Annotated in this window: 14 protein-coding genes; all 14 read left to right on the top strand. The window is 38.3% G+C overall.

The genetic code is table 11. From position 1 onward, the window contains the following. Positions 1-10: 10 nt before the first annotated feature. Positions 11-862, top strand: coding sequence for a Fe-S cluster domain-containing protein (locus B045_RS0105425; RefSeq protein ID WP_018463261.1), 852 nt, complete (start codon positions 11-13; stop codon positions 860-862). After that, positions 859-2,211, top strand: a complete 1,353-nt coding sequence (gene rsxC, locus B045_RS0105420; RefSeq protein ID WP_018463260.1) for an electron transport complex subunit RsxC — start codon at positions 859-861, stop codon at positions 2,209-2,211. Before B045_RS0105425 ends, rsxC begins: the two co-directional genes overlap by 4 nt. 22 nt (positions 2,212-2,233) lie before the next feature. Further along, positions 2,234-3,229, top strand: coding sequence for an RnfABCDGE type electron transport complex subunit D (locus tag B045_RS0105415; RefSeq protein ID WP_018463259.1), 996 nt, complete (start codon positions 2,234-2,236; stop codon positions 3,227-3,229). Between the two features lie 35 nt (positions 3,230-3,264). Next, positions 3,265-3,849, top strand: coding sequence for an RnfABCDGE type electron transport complex subunit G (locus B045_RS0105410; protein WP_025883128.1), 585 nt, complete (start codon positions 3,265-3,267; stop codon positions 3,847-3,849). Between the two features lie 23 nt (positions 3,850-3,872). Continuing rightward, on the top strand, positions 3,873-4,460 hold the full coding sequence (gene rsxE, locus B045_RS0105405) for an electron transport complex subunit RsxE (RefSeq protein ID WP_018463257.1): 588 nt from the start codon (positions 3,873-3,875) through the stop codon (positions 4,458-4,460). 43 nt (positions 4,461-4,503) lie between these two features. Continuing rightward, entirely contained in the window at positions 4,504-5,106 is a 603-nt protein-coding gene (rsxA, locus tag B045_RS0105400; RefSeq protein WP_025883125.1) for an electron transport complex subunit RsxA, read from the top strand. 87 nt (positions 5,107-5,193) lie between these two features. Further along, positions 5,194-6,231, top strand: coding sequence for a UDP-glucose 4-epimerase GalE (gene galE / locus B045_RS0105395; RefSeq protein WP_018463255.1), 1,038 nt, complete (start codon positions 5,194-5,196; stop codon positions 6,229-6,231). Between the two features lie 226 nt (positions 6,232-6,457). Continuing rightward, entirely contained in the window at positions 6,458-7,003 is a 546-nt protein-coding gene (locus tag B045_RS0105390) for a 30S ribosomal protein S16 (protein WP_018463254.1), read from the top strand. A 344-nt stretch (positions 7,004-7,347) separates the two neighbouring features. Next, positions 7,348-8,343: an AAA family ATPase gene (locus B045_RS0105385; protein ID WP_018463253.1), complete on the top strand. Its 996-nt coding sequence runs from the start codon at positions 7,348-7,350 to the stop codon at positions 8,341-8,343. A gap of 44 nt (positions 8,344-8,387) precedes the next feature. After that, positions 8,388-9,257 (top strand): DUF58 domain-containing protein, encoded by an 870-nt coding sequence (locus B045_RS0105380; protein WP_018463252.1) that lies wholly within the window; start codon positions 8,388-8,390, stop codon positions 9,255-9,257. Then, positions 9,258-10,337, top strand: a complete 1,080-nt coding sequence (locus tag B045_RS0105375; protein ID WP_025883121.1) for a membrane exported protein — start codon at positions 9,258-9,260, stop codon at positions 10,335-10,337. A gap of 4 nt (positions 10,338-10,341) precedes the next feature. Further along, entirely contained in the window at positions 10,342-11,340 is a 999-nt protein-coding gene (locus B045_RS0105370; protein ID WP_025883119.1) for a vWA domain-containing protein, read from the top strand. A 12-nt stretch (positions 11,341-11,352) separates the two neighbouring features. Then, positions 11,353-12,378 carry a vWA domain-containing protein gene (locus tag B045_RS0105365; RefSeq protein WP_018463249.1) on the top strand — a complete coding sequence of 342 codons (1,026 nt, stop codon included), beginning with the start codon at positions 11,353-11,355 and terminating at the stop codon, positions 12,376-12,378. Continuing rightward, positions 12,378-13,082 carry a tetratricopeptide repeat protein gene (locus B045_RS0105360; protein WP_018463248.1) on the top strand — a complete coding sequence of 235 codons (705 nt, stop codon included), beginning with the start codon at positions 12,378-12,380 and terminating at the stop codon, positions 13,080-13,082. The genes B045_RS0105365 and B045_RS0105360 overlap by 1 nt, the downstream gene beginning before the upstream one ends. Positions 13,083-13,092: the final 10 nt, after the last annotated feature.

The raw sequence follows: 13,092 nt of genomic DNA, 5'->3' as shown, positions 1-13,092 counted from the left end.
CAAACAAATTATGAATTTTATTTTAACTTCGGTAATAGCTCTTGGAGCAATAGCACTAATCTCTTCGGTTGTGCTATATTTTATTTCCAAGAAGTTTGCCGTAAAAGAAGATCCGCGAATTGGCAAGGTGTCAGCGTTGCTGCCTGGTGCTAATTGCGGCGGCTGTGGCTTTGCCGGATGTTCCGGTATGGCATGCGCTCTGGTAGCAGGAGCCGACAAAGGTTCCATAGAAGGATTTCGCTGTCCTGTCGGTGGGGACGATGTGATGCTAAAAATAGCCGATACATTGGGTATGGCTGCTGCGTCATCAGAACCTTTTGTGGCTGTTGTACGTTGTAATGGAACTTGCGATAATCGCCCTCGAATTGCTGAATATGATGGTTTGCATACATGTGCTGCGATAAATTCAACAAGTGCTGGTGAAACAGGATGCGGTTACGGATGTCTCGGTTGTGGAGACTGTGTTAGCGCATGTCAGTTTGATGCAATTCACATGAATCCAGATACGGGTCTTCCAGAAGTGGATGAAGATAAGTGCACCAGTTGTGGTGCGTGTGTAAAAGTATGTCCTCGCCATATTATAGAACTTCGCAAAAAGGGACCTAAAGGTCATCGTGTTTACGTGCAATGTGCAAATAAGGACAAAGGTGCCGTTGCTAAAAAGGCATGTAGTGTTGCTTGTATAGGTTGCGGAAAATGTGAAAAGGTTTGTCAGTTTGACGCTATAACAATAGAGAATAATCTCAGTTATATCGACTTCAACAAGTGCCACATGTGTATAAAGTGTGTTGATGAATGTCCTACTGGCGCGATAGTAAAGATAAACTTTCCTATAAAGAAAAAAGTGGAGGTTGAAGCATGAGATTACATACATTTAAAATAGGTGGTGTGCACCCAGAGGAAAACAAAATAACGGCAGATGTTAAAACAAAGAATGCAGCATTGCCTAAAGTTGCGATATTCCCGTTGGGGCAACATATCGGTGCACCAGCAAAACCAGTTGTTAAACGTGGAGACTTTGTTAAGGTAGGTACATTGATAGCAGAATCTGGTGGATTCGTAAGTGCTCCGATTTACAGTTCTGTCTCAGGAACAGTTGCTAAGATTGATACAAGTATTGATGCTACAGGTTATCGTAAACCCGTGATAATAATCAATGTAGAGGGAGACGAATGGGAAGAGAGTATTGATAGAAGTGAGAAACTTGAAACTCTTGATGAGCATTCTGAACTTACTCCTGAAAATATTATTGATATAATCAAGCGTGCTGGCATTACCGGTATGGGAGGCGCTGGTTTCCCTGCATTTATAAAGTTATGTCCTCCACCAACAGCAAAGGCTGAATGTATCATAATCAATGGGGTGGAGTGCGAACCATATATTACCGCCGACTATCGCTTGATGATGGAGCATGCAAAGGAAATCCTAGTAGGATTGGACTTACTTATGAAAGCCGCTAAAGTGGATCGTGGATATATAGGTATTGAGGAAAATAAACCCGAAGCAATAAAGTTGTTTACACAGCTAACTGCTGATGACTCTCGCATTGAAATAGTACCATTGGCGCAAAAATATCCACAAGGTGGTGAAAAACAACTTGTGGATGCTGTTATAAATAGACAAGTCCCTGCACCGCCTGCAATACCTGTGAATGTTGGAGCAATTATTCAGAATATATGTACTGCTTATGCTGTATATCAAGCTGTTATGAAACATAAGCCTTTGTTTGAGAGATACACTACTGTAACAGGAAAGCAAGTAAAGAATCCTGGTAATTATTTAGTGAGAATTGGAACTACTTTCGGTGAACTTATATGCGCATGCGGCGGAATGCCAGAAGGTGACAATAAGGTACTTGCTGGTGGTCCAATGATGGGAAAATCTGTTATGTCTTTGGATGTGCCTGTTACAAAAGGTACAAATTCAATAACAATTCTTAGTGGTAATGATGCTCGCCGCAAGGCTATTCAACCCTGTATCCGTTGTGGAAAATGCGTTGATGCATGCCCTATGGGATTGGAACCATATCTTTTGGCTATACTCTCAGCAAACAATTTGTATGATCGTCTTGAGAATGAAGGCGTTACATCTTGTATGTCATGTGGCTCATGTCAGTTTACATGTCCTTCTCATCGCCCTATATTGGATAATATCCTTCAAGGTAAAGGTGTTGTTATGGGAATGATTAAGGCGAGAAATGTCAAGAAGTAGTATTTAAAATGAATTATCAAAAATGGGAAAATTAATAGTATCTCTTTCACCGCATGCCCATGGAAATGACAGTGTTGAGAAAAATATGTTTGGAGTTGTCATAGCACTTATTCCAGCAATACTTGTATCTTTTATTTATTTTGGACTTGGTTCTGTTGTCGTATTGCTAAGCAGTGTTGCTGCCTGCATGTTTTTTGAATGGGCTATAACAAAATATATGTTGAAGCGTGAACCTACATTGACAGACGGTTCGGCAATTGTTACAGGATTGCTTCTTGGTATGAATCTTCCTAGTAACCTGCCAGTGTGTATTGTTATCATAGGTGCGCTTATGGCAATTGGTGTTGCAAAAATGACCTTTGGAGGACTTGGTAACAACCCTTTCAATCCTGCACTGGTAGCACGTTGTATATTGCTCGTCAGCTTTCCTGCTCAGATGACGTCATGGCCAATGGCTGGTCAATTAACAAGTTATATTGACGCACAGACAGGAGCAACTCCGCTTGCAATAATGAAACAAGCTATAAAGACTGGTGATGCGTCTATTTTGGATAAGTTGCCATCTGCCACACAACTGCTTTTAGGTTCAAATCCAACAATGGGACTAGGTTCTATCGGTGAAGTTTGTGCTTTGGCTCTGTTGCTTGGCTTAGCTTACCTATTGTGGAAAAAGGTAATTACATGGCATATCCCGGTATCCATAATTGCAACTGTATTTATATTTAGTGGTCTTTTACATTTGGCAAATCCTGTTTATTCCAATCCGTTGAATGAAATCCTTAGTGGCGGGTTGATGCTCGGTGCAATCTTTATGGCTACGGATTATGTGACGTCTCCGATGACCCATAAAGGTCAGTTGATTTATGGTATAGCAATTGGATTCTTTACTGTGGTAATACGTAATTGGGGAAGTTATCCTGAAGGAATGAGTTTCGCCATACTTATAATGAACGCTTTCACGCCGATAATCAATTTATCAACAAAGCCAAAGCGTTTTGGAGAAGTAGTGAAGAAGTAAATAAACAAAGGTAATTAAGAAAAAAATATAAGAAGATGGAAAAACTAAAATCATCTTTACCAAATATGGTTGGTGTTCTTGTAGGCTTCTCTATTATAATAGGAGGTTTGCTTGCTTATGTCAATCACATCACGGAAGGACCAATAAAGCAAAAGGAACAACAGACTCTCGCCGCAGGAATAAAAACCGTTATGCAGAATAATAACGTACGAGTTGCTGATCCCGAAACTTTAAACCAGACTATAGATGGCAAGAATGCCACTTTTATAATACATTCATGCTCTGATAATTCTGGAAAGAATATCGGTTCGGCTGTTGAAAGCACTACGAATGGATTTGGCGGTGATCTTCAGGTTCTTGTAGGTTTCGACAATAATGGAAAGATTCTCGGCTATACAATCCTAAAAAGTTCTGAGACACCAGGACTGGGAGCTAAGGCTGGAGTCTGGTTTCAGAAAAACGGTAAGGGTAATATAATTAGTATGAATCCTAAAGATAAACCGTTGGCTGTAAGCAAGGATGGAGGAGATGTTGACGCTATTACAGCTTCGACAATAACTAGTCGTGCTTTTTTGAAAGCCATAAATCAGGCTTATGCTGCTTATGCAAAGAAAAAATGATGTGTATTTAAAAATTTGGAATAATGAGCAATTTAAAAATATTACTTAATGGACTGATCAAGGAAAATCCTACATTCATGTTGTTCCTTGGTATGTGTCCTACATTAGCAACGACAACCAGTGCTATAAATGGATTATCCATGGGATTAGCAACAATGGCAGTGCTGATATGTACAAACTTCGTTATATCTTGTATAAAGAATATCACTCCTGATATGGTTAGAATACCTGTATTCATTGTTGTTATTGCTGCTTTCGTGACCATTCTTCAGATGTTTATGAGTGCCTATGCACCTGATTCAATCAATAAGGCATTGGGTATCTATATTCCGCTTATCGTTGTGAACTGCATCATCCTTGGTCGTGCAGAGAGTTTTGCCTGCAAGAATACTCCTATAGCAAGTATCTTTGATGGCATCGGTATTGGTTTGGGATTTACTTGTGGTCTTACATTGCTTGGTTGTGTAAGAGAGTTTCTTGGAGCGGGAAGTCTTTTTGGAGTGGTAGTATTGCCTGAGACGACAAACATACTCCTGTTTGTGTTGCCTCCAGGAGCATTTCTTACACTAGGTTATTTGGTTGCTATCTTCAATAAGTTGAAGAGTGAGTAAATGGATGTAACAGTTAATATTAAACACATATAAAATATAATATATGGAATACTTATTGATATTTATATCAGCGATATTTGTTAATAATATCGTGTTGTCCCAGTTCTTGGGAATATGTCCTTTTCTTGGAGTATCAAAAAAGATTGATACAGCTATTGGTATGGGCGGTGCGTTGGCTTTCGTTCTTACTCTTGCCACTATAATAACATGGCTCGTACAAAAATACGTTCTTGATGCACTCGGAATTGGTTATCTTCAGACAGTGTCATTTATCCTTATTATAGCTGCACTTGTGCAGATGGTTGAGATCATCTTGAAAAAAGTGTCTCCCGCATTGTATCAAGCTCTGGGAATATTCTTGCCTCTGATCACCACAAACTGTTGTGTGCTTGGTGTTGCTATCCTTGTAATTCAGAAGGATTATAATCTTATGGAAAGCATCGTTTATGCTTTCTCTACTGCTTTGGGATTTGCATTAGCTTTGGTTCTGTTTGCAGGAATACGTGAACAACAGGAACTGGTGAAAATTCCAAAAGGAATGCAGGGAATGAGTATAGTTTTGATAACAGCTTCATTATTGGCCCTTTCTTTTATGGGTTTCAGTGGATTAGAAAGTGGACTTCGCACATTGTTTGGATTGGGATAAAGTCAATAAATGAAAAAAAAAATTCAAAGGTATTCTGTTTTAAATAAATTGTGTGTACCTTTGTGCTTTATAAACATTTAAATTCTTATGAAACAGACAATACTTGTTACAGGTGGCACAGGCTTTATTGGCTCTCATACCACAGTGGAATTGATTGAAGCTGGCTATAAAGTAGTTATTGTAGACAATCTGAGTAATTCAAAGGTAGAGGTTCTTGACGGTATCGAAAAAATTACTGGTGTGCGTCCAGCATTTGAAAATGTAGATCTTCGTGATAAGGCAGCAGCAGAAAACGTATTTAAAAAATATCCTGATATAGAGGGTATTATTCATTTTGCAGCTTCAAAGGCTGTGGGAGAGAGTGTAAAGATACCTCTTGTTTATTATCGTAACAACATAGTTTCACTTGTTAATCTTTTGGAACTTATGCCAGAGTATAATGTAAAGGGAATTATTTTCTCTTCAAGTTGTACTGTATATGGTCAGCCAAAACCAGAGAACCTTCCTGTAACCGAGGATGCACCTCATCAGAAGGCTACATCTCCTTATGGTAACACAAAGGAAATCAACGAACAGATTATTTATGACTACATACATAGTGGAGCAAATATAAAGAGTATTGTACTGAGATATTTTAATCCAATCGGAGCTCATCCTAGTGCTTTAATCGGTGAATTGCCAAACGGTGTTCCTGCTAACCTTATTCCTTATGTAACACAGACCGCTATAGGAATTCGTAAGGAACTAACAATCTTTGGTAATGACTATGATACAGAGGATGGAACATGTATCCGTGATTATATTTATGTAGTAGATTTAGCAAAGGCACACGTAGCTGCAATGAGCCGTGTTCTTGATAAAGAAACAGATAATATTGAATATTTCAATATCGGTACAGGTCGTGGAAATTCAACAAAGGAACTTGTTGATACTTTCGAGAAAGCAACCGGTGTAAAGGTTAATTGGAAGTTTGGACCGCGTCGTGAGGGAGATATTGAAAAAATATGGGGTGATTGCAGTAAAGCCAACAAAGTTTTAGGTTGGAAAGCTGAAGCCTCACTCGCAGATGTCATGGCCAGTGCATGGAAATGGCAGCTGAAACTTCGTGAAGATGGAATAATGTAATTTAAAAATTATAAATTCTGTTATCGCTAAGTCGGACAGAAATTTTGTGTTTGTGTTGTTTAAGTCCACGATGAGATATCGTGGACTTTTTTGTTTTGTTAAATATGATTAAAGTTTGGCGTTATCAGTTTTTCAGTTCAGTCTATTCCAACAATTCTTGTTACCTTTGCAGGCGCTGTCACGAGATGGCAGCATTAATTCAAACCTAATTAAATATTAAATTAAAATGGCAACAAAAATCAGATTGCAGCGTGGCGGTCGTAAAGGCTATGCTTTTTATGGTATCGTAATCGCTGATGTTAGAGCACCACGTGATGGTAAATTTACTGAGAAGATTGGTACATTCAATCCAAACACCAATCCTGCTACTGTAGATTTGAATTTCGAACGCGCCCTTTACTGGGTAGAGAGTGGCGCACAGCCAACAGACACAGTTCGTAACATTCTTAAAAGCGAAGGCGTTTACATGATGAAGCATCTTCGTGGTGGTGTTAAGAAGGGTGCATTTGACGAGGCTGCTGCTCAGAAGAAGTTTGACGCTTGGAAAGAAAACAAGTTGAAGGGCTTTGAAGCTATCAGTGAAAAGGATGCAAAGGCTAAAAAGGATGCTCTTGCAGCAGCTCTTGAGGCTGAAAAGAAGGTTAATGAAGCTATCGCTAAGAAGGTGGCTGACAAGAAAGCTGCAAATGCTACTGCTCAGGCAGAGGCTGCAACAGAAGAAACAACAGAGGCTCCTGCAGAGGAAGCTGCTGAAGCTCCAGCTGAGGCTTAATCTTCTTAGATTAAAATCTATAATAAGGATGATTTCTTTTGAAGTCATCCTTATTTTTTTGAATTTTATCAATTTTTATTGATGTTAATATGTAAGCGATATTAACATAGTTATGTAAATATATTAACGTTGTAACGAAATTCAGGAAGTGATCATCACAAACTGTTATAACATTAAATGTTGTTCATTTTATCAGATATTTGGGTGCTCGCGATTGAAAGTTTCTTAAAATATACGTTTTCGGAAACTTTTTTAATATTATTTAGTTGCTGATGTTAGTTACTCTAAGCGATTTATTGTAATTTTGTGGTCACTAATTTATAATCGGTTAAATACAAATAATTATGGCTGAGACGATTGATATTCGTGAACTAAATATTATGATTGAGCAGCAGAGTGGTTTTATAACTAATCTTGTTGCTGGTATGGATAAGGTTATCGTGGGTCAGAAACATCTTGTTGACTCACTTCTTATCTCACTTCTTAGTGATGGACATATTTTGTTGGAAGGTGTTCCTGGCTTGGCAAAGACTCTTGCTATAAAGACTCTAGCTCAGCTTATAGATGCCGATTTCAGTAGAATTCAGTTTACTCCTGACCTCCTTCCTGCTGATGTCATTGGTACACAAATATATTCACAGAAAGATGAAACTTTCCATGTAAAAAAAGGTCCTGTATTTGCTAATTTCATTCTTGCTGATGAGATTAATCGTGCTCCAGCTAAGGTTCAGAGCGCTCTTCTTGAGGCAATGCAAGAGCATCAGGTCACTATTGGTGATCATACATTTGCTTTGCCAAAACCTTTCTTGGTAATGGCAACTCAGAACCCAATTGAACAAGAAGGCACATATCAGTTGCCTGAGGCTCAGATTGACCGTTTTATGCTAAAGGTAGTGATTGATTATCCTACAATAGAAGAGGAAAAACTTATCATTCGTGAGAATATCAACGGAAGTCTGCCTACTGTTACAGCTGTAACTTCAGCAAAGGAAATAATGGCTGCTCGTGATGTTGTCAATAAGGTATATATTGATGATAAAATTGCGCAATATATTGCTGATATCGTCTTTGCAAGCCGTTATCCAGAACGTTACGGACTTTCTGAATTGAAGGGAATGATTACTTATGGAGGTTCTCCACGTGCAAGTATCAACTTGGCTAAGGCAAGTAGGGCTTATGCTTTTATTAAGCACCGCGGTTATGTTGTTCCTGAAGATGTACGTGCTGTTGTTCATGACGTTATGCGTCATCGTATTGGCCTTTCTTATGAAGCAGAGGCAAGTAATGTTTCTTCAGAGGAAATTGTATCAAAGATTGTCAACAAGGTTGAAGTTCCATAAATTACACTTTGCAATCTAATAAACAAGAACAAAGGATTAAGTTAATGGAAACATCTGAAATCATAAAGAAAGTAAGGAAGGTAGAGATTAAAACTCGCGGACTAAGTCAAAACATTTTTGCGGGTCAGTATCATTCTGCCTTTAAGGGTAGAGGTATGGCTTTCAGCGAAGTGCGTGAGTATCAGTATGGCGATGATGTACGCGATATTGATTGGAATGTAACTGCCCGTTTTCATCATCCTTACGTCAAGGTGTTTGAGGAAGAAAGAGAGCTTACTGTAATGTTACTTGTTGACGTGAGCGGTTCGCTTGACTTCGGTACTATTCACCAAACAAAACGTGACATGGTTACTGAGATTGCTGCAACTCTTGCATTCAGTGCCATTCAGAATAATGATAAAATTGGTGTGATTTTCTTTTCTGATAAGATCGAAAAATATATCTTACCAAAAAAGGGTAGAAAGCACATCCTGTATATTATCAGAGAATTGTTGGATTTTAAACCGCAAAGCCGTCGCACAGATGTTGGCATGGCTGTTTCGTATCTCACTAGGATGATGAAGAGACGCTGCACCGCATTCCTATTAAGTGACTTCTATACACGTGATGATTTCTACAAAGAGATGCAGATTGCTAATTCAAAGCATGATATGATAGCCATTCAGGTGTATGACCAACGTGCCAAAATGTTGCCTGATATCGGACTAATGAAAGTTCGCGACGCAGAAACAGGACACGAAATGATTATAGACACGAGTTCAGCTAAATTTCGTCATGCTCATACTGCCTATTGGTTGGAGCGTGAGGAAGATTTGCGCAGGCTCTTTGCAATGAGTAACGTTGACTGGACTTCTATTGCTACAAATGAGGACTTTGCTAAAGCCCTCATGTTATTATTTAAGAAAAGAGCGTAAATGAGATATCTGAAAATCATAATATGTTTGATGTGTCTGTTGGGAATAAGTTTCAGCGGACACGCACAAACTGTTCAGGTGGAGCAGAAAATAGATTCTGTTTCTATACTTATCGGACAGCAGGCTCACATGACTGTAACTGTTACGGCTCAGCATGGTGCTAAGATTGATTGGCAGAAATTCAAACCGTCACAGTATATTACTCCTGGTGTTGAAGTCGTAAATTCTGAGAATGGCGATACATCTGAAGTAGACGGAATGACAAAGGTTAGCAAGATTTATACTCTCACTAGTTTTGACGAAAGATTATATGCTATTCCTCCTGTAAAGGTGAGTGTAAACGGTAAGTCTTATGTTGGAACTCAATTAGCTCTGAAAGTACTGACTGTTGATGTTGATACAGTTCATCCAAATCAATTTTTCCCACCTAAAGACGTTCAGAATAATCCTTTCCAATGGGCTGATTTTAGTTTGGCTTTTTGGTTGAGCGTGGTCTTGGTAATTCTTTGCTGCATTGTATATTATCTGTATAGTAGACTGAAAAGTAATAAGCCTGTTATAACAAGAATACGTATTGTAAAACATATACCTGCCCACAAGAAGGCTTTGAACGAAATCGATAAGATTAAGTCCGAACACATGCAGGTGTCTGAAAATCAAAAAGAATATTACACAAAGCTTACTGATACTGTTAGACAGTATATTCAGGAAAGATTTGGATTCAATGCAATGGAAATGACAAGTAACGAAATCATTTACAGACTTCGTGAAAGTGGTGACCAAAAAAGTATTGATGAACTTCATGAGTTGTTTGAAACTGCCGACTTGGTAAAATTCGCAAAGCATAGCGCGTTGATTAATGAGAATGATCTTAATCTTGTGAACGCTATTAACTTTATTGATGGTACGAAGACGGCAACCGAAGAAACAGAAGAAAAAATTATACCGCAACTAAGTGATGACGAAGAAAAATCTCGAAAGAGTAGAATGACTATAAAGTCGCTTATTTCTGTTATTACTGTAGCTGTTGTTGTACTATTGGTATATATTATATATAGTGTATATCAGTTGTTAGGATAAGATTATGGAATTTGCAAGTAAAGAATACTTCATATTATTGATATTGCTTATACCGTATATATTATGGTATTTCCTATATCGAAAGAAAAGTGAGCCCACAATGCAGATGAGCGACACTTTTGCATATCGCTATGCACCAAAAAGTTGGCGCATGCGACTTGTAAATCTGCCTATGGTGCTGCGCTGTATAGCTTTCACTCTTATTGTCATTGTTATGGCGCGTCCACAGACACACAATTCATGGGATAATAAGCAAGTTGACGGAATAGATATTATGATGGCAATGGATGTTTCAACATCAATGCTTGCCGAGGACTTAAAACCAAACCGTCTTGAGGCTGCCAAAAATGTAGCGTCTGAATTTATTGCAGACCGTCCAAATGACAATATCGGTCTGACAATATTTGCTGGTGAAGCATTTACTCAATGTCCAATGACAACAGACCATGCGTCACTTATTAATCTGTTACAAAGTGTGAGGACAGACATCGCTGCTCGTGGACTAATCTCTGACGGTACAGCTGTTGGTATGGGATTGGCGAATGCTGTAAGCAGACTTAAAAATTCAAAGTCAAGGAGTAAAGTTGTAATTTTGCTTACTGACGGTAGTAATAATATGGGTGATATATCTCCTATGACAAGTGCGCAGATTGCGCGTAGCCTTGGCATAAGAGTTTACACTATTGGTTTGGGTACAAACAAGGTAGCTCCTTATCCAATGCCTGTTGCAGGTGGTGTCCAATATGTGAATATTCCTGTAGAAATAGACACAAAGACATTGAGTGATATTGCTGCTATGACCGAAGGTAATTTTTATAGAGCAACAAATAATAGGGAATTAAAGCAAATATATAAGGATATAGACAAATTGGAAAAGACAAAGATGGATGTTAAAACATACTCAAAGCGTTATGAGGCTTATCAGCCTTTTGCAATAGCAGCTTTGCTAGTCTTGCTTTTTGAATTAATATTGCGTACAACAGTATTGCGTCGTATCCCATAAATATATATAACTATGTTAAGATTTCAAGATTCAATATATCTGTGGTTGCTGCTCATCTTGCCTGTAATGGCAATGGTGAGATTTATAGTTTGGCGACAGCGTCGTAGCAAACTACGAAAGTTTGGTGACCCTGAACTGCTCAAACAACTCATGCCGGATGTTTCTAAATATCGTCCAACAGTGAAGTTCTGGTTGCTGATGTCGGCAATAGCGATTCTTATTTGTATGATAGCTCGTCCACAAATGGGTACCAAGGTATCTCACGAGAAACGAAATGGAATACAGGCTATTATAGCTCTTGATATAAGTAATTCTATGATGGCAGAAGATGTAATGCCATCAAGATTGGCAAAGAGCAAGTTGCTAGTTGAGAATATGGTCGACCACTTTAATAATGACAAGGTGGGACTTGTTGTCTTTGCGGGTGATGCCTTTGTTCAGTTGCCTATTACAAGCGATTATGTTTCGGCAAAGATGTTTTTGCAGAATATCGAACCGTCACTTATCGCTACTCAAGGTACTGATATAGCAAAGGCTATTACATTGTCAGAAAGCAGTTTTACTCAGCAGGATAAGGTTGGTAAGGCTATTATTGTAATAACTGATGGTGAAGACCATGAAGGTGGTGCTCTGGAAGCAGCTAAAGATGCTCGTAAAAAGGGTATTAACGTATTTATACTAGGAGTCGGTGATCCAAAAGGGGCACCTATTCCTGATGGAAATGGTGGATATCTTAAAGACAACACTGGACAGACTGTTATGTCGGCTTTGAATGAGCAGATGTGTCAACAAGTTGCTGAAGCGGGTAGTGGCACGTATATTCACGTAGACAATACTAATGAAGCTCAAGAAAAACTTAATGACGAATTGACAAAGTTGCAGAGTGGCGAAACCAATAGTGTTATTTTTAGTGAGTACAATGAACAGTTCCAGGCATTTGGACTGATACTTATATTCTTGCTTATTGCTGAAATTTGTGTATTGGAATCTAAGAATCCATTGGTTAAGAATGTCAGATTGTTTAAAAAGAAAAAATAATGAGAGGTATTAAATACATATTCATTCTTTTGTCTATCTTTGTTTGTGCAAGTGGATTTGCTCAATCAGACAGACAATATATCAGAAATGGCAATAAACTATATCACCAGCAAAATTATGCAAAGGCTGAAGTGGAGTATAGAAAGGCCATTTCAAAGAATCCGAATAATTCTCAAGCTATATATAATCTCGGAAATGCTTTGCTAATGCAGCAGAAAGACTCTGCCGCAACATCTTTGTTTCAAAAATCAGGACGAATTGAAACGAGTAAGATAAGAAAGGCTATGAGCTATCATAACATTGGTGTAATTTGTCAGAAACACCAGATGTATGGTGACGCTATTAATGCTTATAAAGAGGCTTTGAGAAACAATCCTAATGATAATCAGACAAGATATAATCTTGCGTTATGCAAAAGATTGTTGAAAAATCAACCAAAGGATAAGAATAAGCAGAATAATAAACAGAAGGACAAGAAAAATAAGGATAAAAACAAGAAGGATAAGAATAAAGACAAACAAAATAAGAATAACAAGGACCAAAATAAGCAGGACAAGAAGCAACAGCAACCTAAAGACAGAATGAGTAAAGAGAATGCAGAGCAGTTGCTTAACGCGGCGATGCAGGAAGAAAAGGCTACTCAGCAACGTATCAGCAAGGCTATGCAGCAGACAGGAAGCAGAAAATTGCAGAAAAATTGGTAAAATGATTATT

Source organism: Segatella paludivivens DSM 17968 = JCM 13650 (genome assembly GCF_000373185.1).
GTDB classification, from domain to species: Bacteria; Bacteroidota; Bacteroidia; order Bacteroidales; family Bacteroidaceae; genus Prevotella; species Prevotella paludivivens.
The sequence above is the reverse complement of the archived record's forward strand: the minus strand, read 5'-3'. Positions and strand labels throughout refer to the sequence as shown.

What these genes read in the sequence shown, in the direction of transcription:
- B045_RS0105380 (WP_018463252.1), top strand. Translation starts at nt 8,388, where the DNA reads ATGGAAACATCTGAAATCATAAAGAAAGTAAGGAAGGTAGAGATTAAA.
- B045_RS0105415 (WP_018463259.1), top strand. Translation starts at nt 2,234, where the DNA reads ATGGGAAAATTAATAGTATCTCTTTCACCGCATGCCCATGGAAATGAC.
- B045_RS0105385 (WP_018463253.1), top strand. Translation starts at nt 7,348, where the DNA reads ATGGCTGAGACGATTGATATTCGTGAACTAAATATTATGATTGAGCAG.
- B045_RS0105370 (WP_025883119.1), top strand. Translation starts at nt 10,342, where the DNA reads ATGGAATTTGCAAGTAAAGAATACTTCATATTATTGATATTGCTTATA.
- B045_RS0105375 (WP_025883121.1), top strand. Translation starts at nt 9,258, where the DNA reads ATGAGATATCTGAAAATCATAATATGTTTGATGTGTCTGTTGGGAATA.
- B045_RS0105365 (WP_018463249.1), top strand. Translation starts at nt 11,353, where the DNA reads ATGTTAAGATTTCAAGATTCAATATATCTGTGGTTGCTGCTCATCTTG.
- rsxA (WP_025883125.1), top strand. Translation starts at nt 4,504, where the DNA reads ATGGAATACTTATTGATATTTATATCAGCGATATTTGTTAATAATATC.
- rsxC (WP_018463260.1), top strand. Translation starts at nt 859, where the DNA reads ATGAGATTACATACATTTAAAATAGGTGGTGTGCACCCAGAGGAAAAC.
- B045_RS0105390 (WP_018463254.1), top strand. Translation starts at nt 6,458, where the DNA reads ATGGCAACAAAAATCAGATTGCAGCGTGGCGGTCGTAAAGGCTATGCT.
- B045_RS0105425 (WP_018463261.1), top strand. Translation starts at nt 11, where the DNA reads ATGAATTTTATTTTAACTTCGGTAATAGCTCTTGGAGCAATAGCACTA.
- galE (WP_018463255.1), top strand. Translation starts at nt 5,194, where the DNA reads ATGAAACAGACAATACTTGTTACAGGTGGCACAGGCTTTATTGGCTCT.
- B045_RS0105360 (WP_018463248.1), top strand. Translation starts at nt 12,378, where the DNA reads ATGAGAGGTATTAAATACATATTCATTCTTTTGTCTATCTTTGTTTGT.
- rsxE (WP_018463257.1), top strand. Translation starts at nt 3,873, where the DNA reads ATGAGCAATTTAAAAATATTACTTAATGGACTGATCAAGGAAAATCCT.
- B045_RS0105410 (WP_025883128.1), top strand. Translation starts at nt 3,265, where the DNA reads ATGGAAAAACTAAAATCATCTTTACCAAATATGGTTGGTGTTCTTGTA.